At 62.0% G+C, this 17,075-nt stretch carries 15 protein-coding genes; 7 read left to right on the forward strand and 8 right to left on the reverse strand.

Annotated elements, in window-relative coordinates; all coding sequences use genetic code 11:
* Nucleotides 1–75: 75 nt before the first annotated feature.
* On the forward strand, nt 76–1,164 hold the full coding sequence (locus OSJ75_RS15980) for a serine hydrolase domain-containing protein (protein ID WP_267228716.1): 1,089 nt from the start codon (nt 76–78) through the stop codon (nt 1,162–1,164).
* Between the two features lie 8 nt (nt 1,165–1,172).
* Here the strand turns inward: OSJ75_RS15980 and OSJ75_RS15985 are convergent, their stop codons facing one another.
* The gene (locus OSJ75_RS15985; protein WP_267228717.1) at nt 1,173–2,102 is read right to left on the reverse strand and encodes a DMT family transporter; all 930 of its coding nucleotides are present in this window, start codon (nt 2,100–2,102) and stop codon (nt 1,173–1,175) included.
* Nucleotides 2,103–2,232: 130 nt separating this feature from the next.
* Nucleotides 2,233–3,396, reverse strand: a complete 1,164-nt coding sequence (gene rnd / locus OSJ75_RS15990) for a ribonuclease D (RefSeq protein ID WP_250018243.1) — start codon at nt 3,394–3,396, stop codon at nt 2,233–2,235.
* A gap of 149 nt (nt 3,397–3,545) precedes the next feature.
* Between rnd and aspS the strand changes: the two genes are divergently transcribed.
* Complete coding sequence (gene aspS / locus OSJ75_RS15995; protein WP_267228718.1) at nt 3,546–5,336, forward strand: aspartate--tRNA ligase; 1,791 nt, start codon at nt 3,546–3,548, stop codon at nt 5,334–5,336.
* A gap of 73 nt (nt 5,337–5,409) precedes the next feature.
* On the opposite strand, the gene OSJ75_RS16000 is transcribed toward aspS, so the two are convergent.
* The gene (locus OSJ75_RS16000; RefSeq protein ID WP_267228719.1) at nt 5,410–6,609 is read right to left on the reverse strand and encodes a hypothetical protein; all 1,200 of its coding nucleotides are present in this window, start codon (nt 6,607–6,609) and stop codon (nt 5,410–5,412) included.
* A gap of 241 nt (nt 6,610–6,850) precedes the next feature.
* On the opposite strand from OSJ75_RS16000, the gene parC reads away from it, so the two are divergent.
* On the forward strand, nt 6,851–9,130 hold the full coding sequence (gene parC / locus OSJ75_RS16005; protein ID WP_267228720.1) for a DNA topoisomerase IV subunit A: 2,280 nt from the start codon (nt 6,851–6,853) through the stop codon (nt 9,128–9,130).
* A 16-nt stretch (nt 9,131–9,146) separates the two neighbouring features.
* Here parC and OSJ75_RS16010 read toward each other — a convergent pair whose 3' ends face one another.
* The 5 genes from OSJ75_RS16010 to hemB all read right to left on the reverse strand — a co-directional run bounded on the left by OSJ75_RS16010 (nt 9,147) and on the right by hemB (nt 13,058).
* Nucleotides 9,147–10,046 (reverse strand): DMT family transporter, encoded by a 900-nt coding sequence (locus tag OSJ75_RS16010; RefSeq protein WP_267228721.1) that lies wholly within the window; start codon nt 10,044–10,046, stop codon nt 9,147–9,149.
* 79 nt (nt 10,047–10,125) lie between these two features.
* Nucleotides 10,126–10,872, reverse strand: coding sequence for an arginyltransferase (locus OSJ75_RS16015; RefSeq protein WP_250018236.1), 747 nt, complete (start codon nt 10,870–10,872; stop codon nt 10,126–10,128).
* A gap of 148 nt (nt 10,873–11,020) precedes the next feature.
* Nucleotides 11,021–11,440 (reverse strand): hypothetical protein, encoded by a 420-nt coding sequence (locus OSJ75_RS16020; protein WP_267228722.1) that lies wholly within the window; start codon nt 11,438–11,440, stop codon nt 11,021–11,023.
* A gap of 44 nt (nt 11,441–11,484) precedes the next feature.
* Nucleotides 11,485–11,955: an RDD family protein gene (locus OSJ75_RS16025; protein WP_267228723.1), complete on the reverse strand. Its 471-nt coding sequence runs from the start codon at nt 11,953–11,955 to the stop codon at nt 11,485–11,487.
* A gap of 68 nt (nt 11,956–12,023) precedes the next feature.
* The gene (hemB, locus tag OSJ75_RS16030; RefSeq protein WP_250018233.1) at nt 12,024–13,058 is read right to left on the reverse strand and encodes a porphobilinogen synthase; all 1,035 of its coding nucleotides are present in this window, start codon (nt 13,056–13,058) and stop codon (nt 12,024–12,026) included.
* 130 nt (nt 13,059–13,188) lie between these two features.
* Here hemB and OSJ75_RS16035 point away from each other — a divergent pair, with 130 nt between their 5' ends.
* The 4 genes from OSJ75_RS16035 to OSJ75_RS16050 all read left to right on the forward strand — a co-directional run bounded on the left by OSJ75_RS16035 (nt 13,189) and on the right by OSJ75_RS16050 (nt 16,957).
* Nucleotides 13,189–14,244: an enoyl-CoA hydratase/isomerase family protein gene (locus tag OSJ75_RS16035; RefSeq protein ID WP_267228724.1), complete on the forward strand. Its 1,056-nt coding sequence runs from the start codon at nt 13,189–13,191 to the stop codon at nt 14,242–14,244.
* Nucleotides 14,241–14,669: a DUF6163 family protein gene (locus OSJ75_RS16040; protein WP_267228725.1), complete on the forward strand. Its 429-nt coding sequence runs from the start codon at nt 14,241–14,243 to the stop codon at nt 14,667–14,669. Before OSJ75_RS16035 ends, OSJ75_RS16040 begins: the two co-directional genes overlap by 4 nt.
* A 156-nt stretch (nt 14,670–14,825) precedes the next feature.
* Nucleotides 14,826–15,341 carry a transcriptional regulator LdtR gene (gene ldtR, locus OSJ75_RS16045; protein ID WP_250018230.1) on the forward strand — a complete coding sequence of 172 codons (516 nt, stop codon included), beginning with the start codon at nt 14,826–14,828 and terminating at the stop codon, nt 15,339–15,341.
* A 335-nt stretch (nt 15,342–15,676) separates the two neighbouring features.
* Entirely contained in the window at nt 15,677–16,957 is a 1,281-nt protein-coding gene (locus OSJ75_RS16050) for a L,D-transpeptidase family protein (RefSeq protein WP_250018229.1), read from the forward strand.
* Nucleotides 16,958–17,075 lie beyond the last annotated feature (118 nt).

Genomic DNA, 17,075 nt, shown 5'->3' on the forward strand with positions numbered 1-17,075 from the left:
CCACGGGCCGCTCATCACGCGCATGTGAGAAGCTTTGTGTTGATGCGCCGGGATCGGTAGAGCACCTTGGCGGCGATGAAGACTGGTTCTCCCAATCGCCGCGACCTGCTCGTCGGTACCCTGGCAATCGCGGGCGCTTCCCTCGGCTCGCGCGCCTTGGCGCAGCGCATGGAGGCGGTCCCCACCTTTGCCGCGGCCTCGACCGAGGCGATCCTCGCCCAGGCCGGCACGCTGCCCGCCATGCGCACGCTCATCGTGTCGCTGGCCGGCAAGCGCCAGATCGAGCGCGTGTTGCGGGGTCCACCGGCGGATCAGCCGGTGAATGTGAAATCGGTGTCGAAGACCATCATCGCGGCCCTGACCGGTATCGCCATCGAGCGAAAGGTGTTTTCGGGGCTCGACCAGCCGATCGCGCCGCTGCTTGCGTCGAAGCTGCCGGACAATCCCGATCCTCGCCTGCACCGGGTCACCATCGGTCATCTGCTCTCGATGCAGTCGGGCCTTGGCCGCACCTCCGGCCCCAATTACGGCCGCTGGGTTTCGAGCCGCGACTGGGTGCGCTACGCGCTGGCGCAGGAGTTCATCGGCGAACCCGGCGGCGAAATGCTGTATTCGACCGGAAATTCGCACATCCTTTCCGCCCTGTTGACGCAGGAAACGGGCCGTTCGACGCTTGCCATCGCGCGGGACTGGCTGGGCAAGCCGCTGGATATCTCGATCCCGCCGTGGCCACGCGATCCGCAAGGCATCTATTTCGGCGGCAATGACATGCTGCTGTCGCCGCGGGCCATGTGCGTCTTCGGCGAACTCTTCCTCAATGGTGGCGCGGCCGGCGGTGGCGGCGGACAGGTCATCCCGAAAGGCTGGATCGAGAAATCGTGGCAGCCACGCACGCGCTCGCCCTATACCGGCGACGCCTATGGGCTCGGCTGGTTCATCACCGCCGGGCCGGACGGGCGGCCGATCCATTATGCCTGGGGCTATGGCGGGCAGATGATCTATGTCGTGCCGCATGCCTCGCTCGTCGTGGCGATCACCTCGGATACCGGCGCACCATCGGCGCGCTCCGGCTATGTGCGGCAATTGCACGGTCTCGTCAGCGACCTGATCCTGCCCGCCGCCACCGCCGCGCTTCCGCCGGATGGCGGCAAATCCCCGGCGTGACGCGCCGGTCAGGCTGACGTGGCTTCGGGCGCCGGTTTGCGCCGGGCCGGAAGCGTCATCGCCGCAACGCCCGCCATCACGAAGATCAGCCCCATCCAGGCGGTGGAGGCGAGCGTCTCGCCGAGAAACACTATGCCTATGCCGACGCCGATCGGTACGCGCAGATAGGCCTGCGATGTGGTCGAGACCGAACCCAGCGTGTGGATCAGGCGGAAATAGATGACGAAGGCGAGGGCGGTGGAAAACACCGAAAGGCCGAGCAGCGCAAGCAGCGACGAGGTCGAAGGCGCGATGGTCCATGGCTGTTCGACGACGAGGCTGAGCGGCACCAGCACGACCGCGCCGCACAGCATGGAACCCGCCGCCGGCATCATCGGGTCCAGCCCCTTGAAGCCGCGCCCGAAGATCGCCGCGGCCGCATAGGAGATGGTGGCGGCGACGATGGCGAGTTGCGCCGCGAGCTGACTGCCGAAGCCCTGGAACACTTCGAGCCCGACGATGAGGCTGATGCCGACAATGCCCGCCGCCACGCCGAAGAGCTTGCGCCCGGTCACCGCCTCATGGCGCGTGATCAGCGCCGTGAGCAGGAACGTAAAGATCGGCGTGGTGGAATTGAGGATTGTCGCTAGGCCGGCGCTTACCGTCTGCTCCGCCCAGGCGATCAGCGTGAAGGGAATGACGCTGTTGATGCAGGCCTGGATGAGGAAGCGCTTCCAGACCGCCGGATCGGACGGCATGGAAAGGCCGCGCAGCTTCAGGATGGCCATCAGCAGGGCGCCGGCGATGATCGTGCGCGCGGCGATGAAGGTGATGGGCGGTATGGTTTCGACGCCGATGCGGATGAACGTATAGGAAGCGCCCCACAGCGTGGCGAGCAGCGCCAGCAGCAGCAATTCCCTGGCGGGAACGATCGGGGCGGCGGAAGACGGATTGGGCATGGCTGGCTTTCGATCTGTTGCGCAGGGCGGTGATGCCAATAAGCATCCGCGCACCCATGGATGCTTCGACCGGGGCCGAAGCATCGATTTCACCCGGCCTGGCCGGCGCGGGGGCGCAACGATGGATGCGCTATTGGCTCGCCGGCAGCTGGAGCGCCTTTATCTTCTTGTTCTCGAACAGCAGGCACAATTGACCATTGATGAGCTGGAGCGCCTTTTCGCCAAAGACTTCGCGGCGCCAGCCCTGCAGCGCGGGGATGCCCTCCACGTCGCCCTCGGCGGCGATCCGCTCGATCTCGTCGGTCGTGGCGACGACCTTGGCGGCGACGCCATGTTCTTCGGTCACCAGGCGCAGGAGCACCTTCAGCAGCTCGGCGGCGGCGCCCGCACCTTCGGGAGTCTGCGCCGATTTCGGCAGGCGCGGCATCTGGTCCTTCGGCAGGTCGAGTGCGAGGTTGACCGCGTTCAAGAGGCCGGTGGCCATGGTCGAGCGTTCCCAGCCCTTGGGGATCGTGCGCAGCCGTGACATGGCTTCCGCGTCGCGCGGCTGCTGCTGGGCGATCTCGTAGATCGCGTCATCCTTGATGATCCGCCCGCGCGGCACATTGCGCTCGCGCGCCTCACGTTCGCGCCAGGCGGCGACGCTGCGCATCACGGCAAGCTCCACCGGCTTGCGCAGGCGCATCTTCAGCCGCTTCCAGGCGTCGTCCGGATGCATGTCATAGGTCTCGCGCGCGGTCAGCACCTTCATCTCGTCCAGCACCCAATCGGTGCGGCCTTCCTCCTGGAGCCGCTGGCGCAGGTGCAGGTAGACGTCGCGCAGGTGGGTGACGTCCGCCAGCGCATAGTCGAGCTGCTTTTCGGAGAGCGGGCGGCGCCGCCAATCGGTGAAGCGGGACGATTTGTCGATCTGCGCCCCGACGATCCGCTGCACCAGCTGGTCATAGGCGATCGCATCGCCGAAACCGCAGACCATGGCCGCGACCTGCGTGTCGAAGACCGGATGCGGAATGAGATTGCCGAGATGGAAGATGATTTCGATGTCCTGCCGCGCGGCATGGAACACTTTCACGATGGTTTCATCCGCCATGAGCCGGAAAAACGCAGAAAGATCAATGCCCGGCGCCAGCGCGTCGACGATTGCGGTAGCGTCCGGCGAAGCGAGCTGGATCACGCAGAGTTCCGGCCAGAACGTCGTCTCGCGGATGAATTCCGTATCGACCGTCACGAAATCAGATTTTGAGAGGGAGGCAATCGCCTGCTCGAGCTGGGCTGTCGTTGTAATCATCGTCATGAATTTTCTATAGCGAATGCAAAAGCGTTTGTCTCCGTCGCTATTCCTGATCTTGACAAATCAACTTCAAAATGCGCTTGTCCGCCGAAATTCTTGAGGCGCGGCCTGGCCTTCCAGTGTCCATTCGCCCACCATTCAGAGGCCTTATCATGCACCGTTATCGCAGCCATACCTGCGCAGCCCTGCGTAAATCGGACGTTGGCTCCTCCGTCCGGCTTTCCGGTTGGGTTCACCGTGTCCGCGACCATGGCGGCATTCTCTTCATCGACCTGCGCGACCATTACGGCCTGACGCAGATCGTCGCCAATCCCGATTCGCCCGCTTTCAAGCTGGCCGAGACGGTTCGCGGCGAATGGGTGATCCGCGTCGATGGCGAGGTCAAGGCGCGCACCGACGATACGGTCAACCCCAACATGCCGACCGGCGAGATCGAGATATTCGCCGGGGACATCGAAATATTGTCGGCGGCGAAGGAATTGCCGCTGCCGGTGTTCGGCGAACTCGATTATCCCGAGGATATCCGTCTCAAATATCGTTTCCTCGACCTGCGCCGCGATACGCTGCACCGGAACATCATGTCGCGGACGAAGATCATCGCCGCCATGCGCCGCCGCATGTCCGAGATCGGCTTCACCGAGTTTTCGACGCCAATCCTCACGGCATCGTCGCCGGAAGGCGCACGCGACTTCCTCGTCCCGAGCCGCATTCATCCCGGCAAGTTCTATGCGCTGCCGCAGGCGCCGCAGCAGTACAAGCAGCTGATCATGATGTCGGGCTTCGACCGCTATTTCCAGATCGCGCCCTGTTTCCGCGACGAGGACCCGCGCGCCGACCGCCTGCCGGGCGAATTCTACCAGCTCGACATCGAAATGAGCTTCGTCGAGCAGGAAGACGTGCTCTCGACCATGGAGCCGGTGCTGCGCGGCGTTTTCGAGGAATTTGCCGACGGCAAGCGCGTGACGCAGGAATTCCCGCGCATTCCCTATGACGAGGCGATGCGCAAATATGGTTCCGACAAGCCGGACCTGCGCAATCCCATCGAGATGCAGGCCGTGACCGAGCATTTCGCCGGTTCGGGCTTCAAGGTATTCGCCAACATGATCGCCAACGACCCCAAGGTCGAAGTCTGGGCGATCCCGGCCAGGACGGGCGGATCGCGCGCATTCTGCGACCGCATGAATTCATGGGCGCAGAGCGAGGGCCAGCCCGGCCTCGGCTATATATTCTGGCGCAAGGAAGGCGAGGCGCTGGAAGGCGCCGGCCCGCTGGCCAAGAATATCGGCCCGGAGCGGACAGAGGCGCTGCGCACGCAGCTCGGGCTCGACGATGGCGATGCGGCCTTCTTCGTCGCGGGCGATCCGAAGAAATTCGTATCCTTCGCCGGTGCCGCCCGTACGCGGGCGGGCGAGGAGCTGAACCTCGTCGATCGCGATCAGTTCAAGCTGTGCTGGATCGTCGACTTCCCGTTCTTCGAATGGTTGGAGGACGAGAAGAAGATCGATTTCGCCCACAATCCGTTCTCGATGCCGCAGGGCGGCATGGACGCACTCGAGAACCAGGACCCGCTGACCATCAAGGCCTTCCAGTACGACATGGTCTGCAACGGCTTCGAGATCGCCTCCGGCGGCATCCGCAACCACCTGCCCGAGACGATGGTCAAGGCCTTCGAATCGGTCGGCCATTCCCGCGAGACGGTGGAAGAGCGCTTCGGCGGGCTTTACCGCGCCTTCCAGTATGGCGCTCCGCCCCATGGCGGCATGGCGGCGGGCATCGATCGCATCGTGATGCTGCTGGTCGGCGCGAAGAACCTGCGCGAGATCACCATGTTCCCGATGAACCAGCAGGCCTATGACCTGCTGATGAACGCACCTTCGGACGTGTCGCAGGCGCAATTGCGCGATCTGAACATCCGGCTCAACCCGGTGAAGAAGGACGCCTGACCGCGGTTCCTGAGCATGAAATGAAAAAGCCCGGCCGTTGAGCCGGGCATTTTCGTATCCGGGCCGGTTTTTCCTACTTGTTGGCGTCGACGGTGACGCTGAGGGTCTTGATCAGCGATTTCGGATCGGCCATTCCGGCAGCGGCGAGGATGGCGAAGGGGACAGGCTTCGCCGGAGCGGCCTTGATCTCGATGTTCTTCGGATCGTCGAGATAGGCGCTGACGGCGGTGCCCACGGCCTGCGCGAATTCGGCATCGCCGAGCTGCGCCGCCGCCATCGGCAGTATCGCCTTGGCCTGGTTGACCAGATCGGACCGCTTGGCATTCTGCTGCTTGGCGACATAATCCAGCGCCTTGCCGGTGACCGAATTGTCGTCGAAGCGGATCGAGGCATTGTTGAAATTCAACTGCTGCATCAGGCCCATCATGGCCATCGCCTGCGCATCGTCGGGCTTGCCTTCGGCGTTCTTGCTCGCCTCCTGGATGCTCTTGACGAAATCGAGCGTATAGCCGGAAATGTCGAGCTTCACGCCCAGCGTGCCGCCATTGTCGACGATATAATCCATCTTTTCGATATTCAGGCGGCCATCCGCCATGTTCCAGGTGCCGCCGAGGTCGACCTTGCCCGAGATCGTCTCATAGCCCATCGTCTTCAGGGCGTCCTTGGCCTTGGGATCGCTCACGTCGGTGAGATCCAGCTTGAACGTGTCGATAATGGTCGTGAAGGCGATCGGCTCCTTCTCCACCAGCGGCGAAATCGTCGCCGTGATGCGGTCGGCGGTGAAGAAATCCTTGCCGTCCGCGTTGACGCTGACATGGGCGATCTCGGCCCGCTCATATTGCAGGAACTTGGCGAATGGTTCGGTCGAGCCTTCGGCCGGCAGCGTGATATCCTCAAGCTTGATGCCTTCGATCGCGATCTTGCTCGGATGCTCGCCGGGGGTGGTGTGCTCGATGTCGGGTATCGCCAGCGCGCCGATCTTGAACCCGCCGCCCGAAACATCGGTGACGTCGGAAAGCGTGATATCGCCGGCATTGAACTTGTCGTCGATCCCGACCGAGGACATCTTGGTGTCCTTCAGGATGACCGTCGAGCCATTGGTCTCGACATTGCTGTATTCGATCACGCCGCCCTGTTCGGCATAGACGGACTTCAGGCGCGCGGCGACGACATTGCCATCGACGGCATAGGCGGAGCCGGCATGGAGCAAGACGAGCGCGGAGGTGGCAGCCAGCACGCGCAAGCTGTTATTTACTGGAGTTACGGCAGCCATGATCAATAATCCTGTTAGAGTGACAATCCCGTAGCCGGGCTCGTAGCCGGGCGATATCGCAGCCCAATAGCGTAGCCGGGCTCCAATATCGCATCCGCCACGGCAAAACTGTGGCCGGCGGCAACAAAGTCAGATTTGCCTGCGAAAGGCAAGACCGCATCCGGCCTGGCGAAGGCGGATGAGCTGTGATCTGGGCGAATCAGTGCTTGCCGCAGATTCACGCAGTTGATAACCCAATATCATGGGAAAAAGCCTGATTCCGCCTGGTAATGGCGACGACAATATCGAACCTGTAGATCTGAAGGCGGCGCTGGAAGAGCGCTATCTCGCCTATGCGCTGTCGACCATCATGCATCGGGCGCTTCCCGATGTCCGCGATGGCCTGAAACCGGTCCATCGCCGCATCATGCATGCGATGCGCCTGCTGCGGCTGTCGCCGGACCAGGCCTATGCGAAATGCGCCCGTATCGTCGGCGAGGTGATGGGCAAGTTCCATCCGCATGGCGACCAGTCGATCTATGATGCGCTGGTGCGCCTGTCGCAGGATTTCGCCGTGCGCTATCCGGTGGTCGATGGCCAGGGCAATTTCGGCAATATCGACGGCGATAATCCGGCGGCGATGCGCTACACCGAAGCGCGCATGACCGATGTCGCCATGTTGCTGCTCGAGGGCATCACCGAGGACGCCGTCGATTTTCGCCCGACCTATAATGAAGAGGACGAGGAACCGATCGTCCTGCCCGGCGCGTTCCCCAATCTTCTCGCCAATGGCTCCTCCGGCATCGCCGTCGGCATGGCGACGTCGATTCCGCCGCACAACGTCTCCGAATTGTGCGCCGCCGCCCTTCACCTCATCGCCCATCCCGACGCCGAGGTGGAAGCGCTGCTGGCGACCGCGGAAAACGAGGACCCGTTGAAGACGCTGGTGCGCGGTCCGGATTTCCCGACCGGCGGCATTCTCGTCGAAAGCCCCGAAGCGATCCAGGAAGCCTACAGGACGGGGCGGGGCGGCTTTCGCCTGCGCGCCCGCTGGCATGTGGAGGAACAGGGCCGGGGCACGTGGAACATCGTCGTCACGGAAATCCCCTACCAGGTGCAGAAATCGCGGCTGATCGAGAAGATCGCCGAACTCCTGCTCGCCAAGAAACTGCCGCTGCTCGACGATGTCCGCGATGAATCGGCCGAAGACGTGCGGCTGGTGCTGGAGCCGAAGAGCAGGAGCGTCAATCCCGACATTCTCATGGAATCGCTGTTCAAGCTCACCGAGCTCGAGACGCGCTTCCCGCTCAACATGAACGTGCTCTCCAACGGCAAGGTGCCGAACGTCCTGTCGTTGCGGGACGTGCTGAAGCAATGGCTGGAACACCGCAAGGACGTGCTGATCCGCCGCTCGCGGCATCGCCTCGGGGAAATCGAGCGCCGGCTCGAAATCCTTGGCGGCATGCTGATCGCCTATCTGAACATCGACGAGGTCATCCGCATCATCCGCGAGGAGGACGATCCCAAGCAGGAGATGATCCAGCGTTTCGAGCTGACGGATGTCCAGGCCGAAGCGATCCTCAACATGCGGCTGCGCTCGCTGCGCAAGCTCGAGGAATTCGAGATCCGCAAGGAATTCGACGGCCTGACGGCGGAGAAGCGCGAGATCGAGCAATTGCTCGCCTCCGACAGCCGCCAATGGCAGACCATCTCCTGGCAGATCCAGGAGATGCAGAAGAAATATGCGCCGGATACGCCGCTCGGCAAGCGGCGCACCACATTCGCCGAAGCGCCCAACCACGATCTCACCGACATCCATCATGCGATGATCGAGCGCGAGCCGGTGACGGTCGTCGTTTCCGAAAAGGGCTGGCTGCGGGCGATGAAGGGCCATCTGGCGGATTTCAGCGCGCTGACCTTCAAGGAAGGCGACAAGCTCAAGCTGGCATTCCACGCCGAGACGACGGATCGCATCCTCGTGCTGACGACGGGCGGCAAGTTCTACACGATCGGCGCCAACAGCCTGCCGGGCGGACGCGGCCATGGCGAGCCGATCCGCATCATCGTCGACATGGAGAACGACCAGGACATCGTGACGGCCTTCGTGCACCGGCCGGAGGGCAAGCTGCTCCTGTCCTCGCATGTGGGCAATGGCTTCATCGTGCCGGAAGCCGAGATCATCGCCAATACGCGCAAGGGCAAGCAGGTGATGAATGTGAAGGCGCCGGACGAGGCGCGCCATTGCGTGCCGGTGTCGGGCGATTCCGTCGCCATTGTCGGTGAAAACCGCAAGCTGCTGGTCTTCCCGCTGGCTGAGATTCCGGAGCTTGGACGCGGCAAGGGCGTCCGCCTGCAGAGATACAAGGATGGCGGCGTATCCGATATCCGCGTCTTCGCCATGGAGCAGGGGCTGACCTGGCAGGATGCGGCGGACCGCACCTTTACCCGCAGCAAGGACGAACTGCTGGAATGGATCGGCCCGAGGGCGACCGCCGGCCGGATGGTGCCGAAAGGCTTCCCGCGTTCCGGCAAATTCTCCTGACGGGCTTCGGTCCGGCCTAGATCGGATGCCTGATCGCGGTGGTGCGGGCGCGCCGCCGCGAATGATACATCTGCCAGAGCGAATGGCCGACAAGCGCCGAAATGATGATCAGCCCGCCGATCAGCGTCGCGTCGCTCGGCCGCTCTGAAAAGACCAGCCATACCCAGATCGGCGTCAGCACCGTCTCCAGCAGGTAGAACATCGCCACTTCCGGTCCCGAGAGGAAGCGCGGGCCGGTGGCAAGGCAGATGAAGGCGATGGTGGTGACGAACGCGCCGTTGAAGATGATCCAGCCCGGCGCCGCCACGGTGAAGCCGTTCTGCGACACCATGAAGGCGGCAACGACGATCGGCACCCCGGTGCCCAGCATGGCGGCAAAGCCCATATCCTTGCCCGATGCCCGGGTCACCGTGATCGCCGAGGCCAGGATGAAGGTCGAGAGCAGCCCCATCAGGTCGCCGAATACGTGTCCGGCCGTCAAGCCTTCGCGCACGATGATGCCGACACCGATCAGCATCAGGAACATGGCGGCGAAGGTCACGGCCTTCGGCCGTTCCTTCAGGAATATCCACGACAGCAGCGCCGCAAAGACCGTGTTGAAGGCAAGAATGAAGACGAGATTGGCGGTCTTCGTGTTGTAGACGGCGGTCATGAAGGCGATCGACGCCATGCCGTACAGGCAGGCGACGGCAAAGCCGATCGCGCCGGGCACGATGGCGCCGCGCCTGCCGAACATGGTACGCCAGACCAGCCAGATGATGATCGCGCAGATGAAGGTGGTGGAACTGCGCAGGAGGAGCGTCGACCATGTCTCGCCCTGGCCGAGGCGCAGCAATGGAATATCCGCGGAGAGGACGAGCCCGCCAATGCCCGCAATCAGCAGGCCTTTGCGGTGATCGAGATGCAATTGCGACATTTGGCGGGAATCCGGTTGGCCGAAGGTGGGCGAGCTGTACCGGTAGCCGATATCCCTGTCCAGAGAGATCGCAGCGCTTCTACGGCACCCGCTCCCATCCCTTGACGCCCAGATGTTCCTGCGGCTGGTAACGGATCTTGTACTGCATCTTGCGCGAGCCCTCGACCCAATAGCCGAGATAGACATGCGGCATGCCGGCCGACTGGGCCCGCTGGATATGGTCGAGGATCATGAATGTGCCGAGCGAACGGCTGGCATGTTCCGGATTGAAGAAGGAATAGACCATCGAGAGGCCGTCGCTCATGACGTCGGTGAGGGCGACCGCGATCAACTCGCCTTCGCCCTTGCCGGTGATGAAGGAGTCCGGTCCGCGCCGCCTGTATTCGATGATCTGCGTCGGCACATGGGTATCCTCGACCATCATGGCATAGTCGAGCACTGTCATCTCCGACATGCCGCCCTTGTTGTGGCGCGCGTCCAGATATTGCCGGAACAGCGAATATTGCTCGGTCGAGGGCTCGGCATGATGGATATTGCCGATCAGGTCGCGATTGCGGTTCCAGACGCGGCGCATCGAGCGGTCCTGCGTGAATTCATTGGCGAGGATGCGCACGGAGACGCAGGCGCGGCAATTTTCGCAGGCCGGGCGGTAGGCGATGTTCTGGGAGCGGCGGAAACCGCCCTGTGTCAGCAGGTCATTGAGTTCGCTGGCGCGCCCACCGACGAGGTGGGTGAACACTTTCCGCTCCAGCTGCCCCTCCAGGTAAGGACAGGGCGAGGGTGCTGTCAGGAAGAACTGCGGTGATTGCTGCGGTTGATGTGTCATCCAAGTTCCTGGAACAGTCTGCTACACCTATAGAATTGTATGACAAACAGAAACGTCAATTCAATTATATTGTATCCGTGGTTGATTTAGGCAGGGTAAATGCTTTTGCCCCGATCAATATCCCGGGAGCAGTGCCCGGCAATATGCCTCAGCGTGCGGGGCGGATGGGGCAGCGCGTACCGGTCCAGGAGTGAGCCGGCGCGTCGAAACGGCCATCGCGCGAGCCGCCCCAGACGCCCTTGAAGCCTTCGAAATCGCCGAGGAACCTCAGGCGCAGCAGGCCTGTGCCGAACTTGTCGGTCCAGACCAGCGTGCGTTCGCCGGCGCTGCCGGCCTCCTGCTCCGCCAATGTTCCATCGGTTCGGCCATTCGGCCCGTCGAGCTTGTAGGTGCCGCTTATGCGCCCGTCGATCTCGACGTTGAGGCTGGTGAGCACGTCCTGATAGTCGCCGCTCGATATGACTTCGCCGCAATAGCGCCCGGCAGGCGAGGCGGCCGAGGCGGCATCCGGACCGGCGCACAGGACGACCAGCGCCGCGACGGCACCGAAAAATCTGGAGTTTGGCATGATCTTACCAGTGAATGACGAGGCCCGGCTTGCGGGCCTGCGGATTATTGATAGGCGCGAACGACGACGGTGCCGAGCAGCAGATCGTGCAACGTGCGCTTGCGGTCGAGAAACAGCGTCGCCAGCAGGATCAGCGGCGTCAGCACCACATTGAGGCCCCAGAACAGGACGGTGTGCACGATGGCGAGCAGGCCGTCGACTTTCTGCCCGTTGAGACGCTCGAGGCGCAAGCCCATGATCTGCATTCCCTTGGTGGCCTGGCGCGGCCCGCCGAGCGTCGTTGCGACATAGGCCAGCGCGACCAGCGGGAACATCACGCCGTAGAGCATCCAGCCGAGACCGAGTGTGGCCACGCCGAGAATGGCGATGAGGATGGCGACGGGAATGCACAGGAGGAACACGATGGCATAGTCGATGAGGAAGGCGAAGATGCGCGACGTCAGCACGCCCTGGTAAAGGCGTCGATCGTCAAAACGGTCGGCGATAATTTCGCCATCGAGTGTTTTAGCGTTCATTTCTTTGCCCCGTATCCTTCAACGACCGAAAGTTTTCGCTCTGAATTTGGGGAATCAGGATTGAGATTTCAAGCTCCTGCGCGCAGCCTTGCCGCAATGAGCGGGGCGAAATAGGTCAGGATGCCATCGCAGCCGGCGCGCTTGAAGGCAAGTAGCGTCTCCATCATCACCCGATCCTCGTCGATCCAGCCATTGGCGCCCGCGGCCTTGATCATCGCATATTCGCCCGACACCTGATAGGCGAAGGTCGGCACCGAGAAGGTCTCCTTCAGCCGCTGGATGATGTCGAGATAGGGCAATCCGGGCTTCACCATCAGCGAATCCGCGCCTTCCGCCAGATCCTGTTCGGCCTCGCGCAGCGACTCGTCCGTATTGGCCGGGTCGATGTAATAGGTCTTCTTGTCGCCCTTCAGCCGGCCGGAAGTGCCGATCGCCTCGCGATAGGGGCCGTAGAAGGCGGAGGCGAACTTGGTGGCATAGGCCATGATCGCCACGTCCTGGAAGCCATTGGCGTCCAGCGCGTCGCGGATGGCGCCGATGCGCCCGTCCATCATGTCGGATGGGGCGATGATATCCGCGCCGGCCGCCGCCTGCAGCACCGCGCCGCGGCTGATCTGCTCGACCGTCTCGTCATTGACGATGATGCCGTCGCGGAGAATGCCGTCATGGCCGTGGCTGGTGAACGGATCGAGCGCAACGTCGGTGATCATGCCGATCTCCGGCACGGCATCCTTGATCGCCCGCGTCGCGCGGTTGATGAGATTGTCGGCGTCGAGAATTCCCGATCCCGCATCGTCCCGCAGGTCCGGATCTATATTGGCGAAGGTGGCGATGGCAGGAATGCCGAGCGATGCCGCCCGTTCCGCCTCGCGCACGGCCATGTCGACCGACAGGCGCTGGACGCCGGGCATGGCGGAGATGTCTTCGCGGCGTTTTTCGCCCTCGCACAGGAAAATCGGCCAGATCAGGTCATTGACGGTCAATTCATGTTCCTGCACCAGCCGGCGCGACCAATCGGCCTTGCGCATGCGCCGCAAGCGGCGTCCCTGCGTGATCTCGTCGACGGTCCGGCCGCGCTGGCTCTGGAAAGGATGCTTGTTCATTTCGTCTGCCTTGTTCTTTGCCTGCCTTTTATCAGGGATGGCCCGCGCCACCAAGTATTCTGCCGAAGATGTGATCCATTGACGCGGCGTGGCTTATTTTCCTAACCTGCTGCGAACAGGGGAGAGGCGGATGGAAGTCGATTTTGGAGGCGAGGGCGAGGTCGTGTTCGAGCGGCGGGGAAAGGCCGGTCTCATGCGCCTGACGCGGGCGAAGGCGCTCAACGCCCTGACGCGCACCATGGTCAATGCGATGTACCGGGCCTTGACGGCCTGGGAAACCGATCCGGAGGTCCACTGCATCATCGTCGAGGGCGAGGGGCGGGCCTTCTGCGCGGGCGGCGACATTCTGGCGGTCTATCATGCGGGCAGGGCCGGCAAGCCGCTCTATGAATTCTTCGCCGATGAATACCGTCTCAACGCCTATATAAGGCAATATTCCAAGCCCTATGTCTCGCTGATCGACGGCATCGTCATGGGCGGCGGCGTCGGTATTTCGGTGCATGGCTCGCACCGCGTGGTGACGGAGAATGTGGTGCTCGCCATGCCGGAAGTCGGCATCGGCTTCTTTCCCGACGTCGGCGGCAGCGCGTTCTTGCCGCATCTGCCCGATCATTTCGGCACCTATCTCGCCTTGACCGGAAACCGCATCCGGCAGGGCGACTGCCTGCAAAGCGGCATCGCCACCCATGCCATCCGCGCCGAGGACAAGGACAGGCTGCGCCGGAGCCTGATCCGCACAGGCGATCCCGACCGCTCGCTGAAGGGCAAGACCGTCAACCCGGATTACGAAACCCCCGAAGCCGTGCGCGACATGATCGGCGTCCTGTTCGACTCGCCCACGCTGAACGGTTGCCTCATCCGGCTGGCCGCCGCCGGTGCGAATGGGAGCGAGGAGGCGCAGCAGCTGTTCGAACTGATCAGGAGCCGCTCGCCGACCAGCCTGCATGTCAGTTTCCGCCAGATCGAGGAGGGGCGCGAGCTCGACATGGATCAGTGCATGCGCATGGAATACCGAATCCTGTCGCGAATGCTTGAAAACCATGATTTCTACGAAGGCGTGCGCGCCTTGCTTGTGGACAAGGACAATACGCCCCGGTGGCAACCGGCCCGACTCGAGGATATAAGCCCCGAGATGGTGGACGCCTATTTCGCGCCGCTGGGCGAACGGGAACTGCAACTGACATGAACGAACGGCCTACGCATCTTCCCTTCGATCCGACGATGACCCAGACCGCCTTCGTCTGGCTGCTGCGGCTGGTGGCGATCTATTGCCTCGTCGCCGGCGTCGGCTACTGGGCGCAGATCAGCGGCTATTACGAAGGCATGCTCTGGCGCTTCGACCTGATGCCCTGGCACTGGAAGGTGGCGACCGTCTCGCTGGCCATGCTCTACCCCGTCGCCTCGACCGGGCTGTGGATGATGGTGTCGTGGGGACCTGTCATCTGGTTCGTGGCGGCCCTCGGCGAGACGCTGATGTTCACGGTGTTTTCCAACTATTTCTTCTATCGGCCGCAGATCGCCATCATCCATGGCTGCGTCGCCCTTCTCTATATAGGTTTTCGCCTCGCCTTGTTCCTGCAGAAACGCCACCAGGCCATGCCGGCGGCTTGAAGCAGAAGCGGCGGGTAAGCGTTCATTAAGGTAGAAATTGATTCCGAAACGGTAAGGTACTGTTAAGTCTGTGTTTTAAGTCGAATTTTATGCGTATTCGATACTGTTGCCTCAACGGTGAGAAAAATACACCGAAACAACAGTGAGGCAGATATCATGAACAATACACAGAGAAAATCTGGTGATAACGCGCGTTCTACAACAAGCGACACAGCTCTTCGCTCACTATATCTTGAAGCGCTGCAATTGGTCGAGCGTCTACACCGCCGGTTGCTTGATGTCGTCAAAGATGAGTTCGACCGCAATGGCCGCAACGACATCAATGCGATCCAGGCATTGCTGCTTTTCAACATCGGCAATGCCGAATTGACCGCAGGCGAACTGCGCAGCCGCGGCTATTATCTCGGCTCCAATGTTTCGTACAACCTGAAGAAGCTTGTCGAGCTCGGCTTTATTTCCCATGAACGCTCGCGCACGGATCGCCGTTCGGTTCGCGTCAGCCTCACCGACAAGGGCACCGAGATCGCTGAACTCGTGGCCGGTCTCTATGAGCGCCACGTCGCCTCCATCGAGCATGTCGGCGGCATAAAGGCGGAAGAATTCCAGTCGATGAACAAGGCCCTCCAGCGCCTCGACCGCTTCTGGAACGATACGATCGCCTATCGGATGTAAGGCGATGACAGGGGAGATATGTCCGTCGCGGCAACCATCGGCCGAGACGGACATCGTTTCCCGCGACTATCCACCGGAGGCGCCCTTGGGGTTCGTCCTTGGTTGTAGTCATCAATCTGCCATAATGGAATGAAATGGGCTGCGAGGATACTTTGTATCGCAGGAACAGACGCGATTGCTTGATTTTTGTCCCGGCGCCTTGACATCACATTCACGCGATAAGGGTGAAAGTTGGTGTTTGTTAAGGATGTTCCTGATATTTTTGGAAACCAATTCCGCGCCTTCGCATTAAGGTAGGCGGTTTACCGTAGAGCTTCCAGCAGGTGGACAACATTATGAAGAAGTTTGGATCGACAGCACTTGACCGCCGTGCTTTTCTGACGGGCGTGGCGACTGCCGGTTTGACTGCCGTCGCGTCGTCTGCATTTGCGCAACAATCGGATCTTAGCGATATCCTCGCATCGCCGCGCCGGGGCAATTGGGACGACCAGTTCGATGCCCGCTCGACGAACCGCGGCAAGGTCGCGAGCTTCCAGCCGATCGCGAGCCCGGAAACGGCCTCCTTCATCGAAAGCGCCATCAATACCTATAGCCAGATCGTGGCGAATGGCGGCTGGCCCATGGTCTCGACCCAGGCCAAATTGAAGCTCGGCGTCGTCGATCCGTCTGTATCGACGCTACGCCAGCGCCTGATCGTCGCCGGCGATCTGTCCCAAAGCGCCGGAACGTCGCAGTCCTTCGATACTTATGTCGATGCTGCGGTCAAGCGGTTCCAGTCGCGCCACGGCCTGCCTGCCGATGGCGTCATGGGCCAGTTCACGCTTGCCGCGATGAATGTCACGGCCGATGTCCGCCTCAACCAGCTGCAGACGAATTTGCAGCGCGTGCGCGAACTCGCATCCAGCGACCAGGGCGCGCGCTACGTCATGGTGAACATTCCGGCAGCGCAGATCGAGGCCGTCGAGAACGGCCGCGTCGTGCAGCGCCATACCGCGATCGTCGGCAAGATCGACCGCCAGACGCCCATTCTCGATTCGAAGATCCACGAGATCATCCTCAATCCCTACTGGACGGCGCCGAAGTCGATCATCCAGAAGGACATCATTCCGCTCATGCGCAAGGACCCGACCTATCTGACGCGCAACAAGATCCGTCTCTTCCACGAAGGGACGCTCGAGGAAGTGGCGCCGGAGACGGTCGACTGGACGACGGACGAGGCGGTGAAGCTCATGTTCCGCCAGGACCCGGGCAAGATCAACGCCATGTCCTCGACCAAGATCAACTTCCACAATACGCACGCGGTCTACATGCACGACACGCCGCAGCAGGGGACGTTCAACAAGCTGATGCGCTTCGATTCGTCCGGCTGCGTGCGCGTGCAGAACGTTCGCGACCTCAATGTCTGGCTGCTGCGCGATACGCCGGGCTGGGACCGCCAGACGATGGAAGCGACGATCAAGTCCGGCACCAATACGCCGATCGCGGTCAACAACCCGGTGCCGCTGCATTTCGTCTATGTCACCGCATGGTCGACCGGCGATGGCGTCGTGCACCTGCGCGACGATATTTACGAGCGCGACGGCCAGGCAGCGCTGTCCATCGGTACCAATATCTGATCGACCGCTCAGGAATGTTTCGAAAGACCGCCTCCGGGCGGTCTTTTTCGTCATGCCGGTTTCGGGCTAGTGCTTTTCGTCCTCCGGCCATTGGCCTTGCCGGTTTAAGTATGATAAT

The sequence above is a fragment of the Phyllobacterium sp. 0TCS1.6A genome (genome assembly GCF_026420825.1).
Lineage (GTDB): Bacteria > Pseudomonadota > Alphaproteobacteria > Rhizobiales > Rhizobiaceae > Phyllobacterium.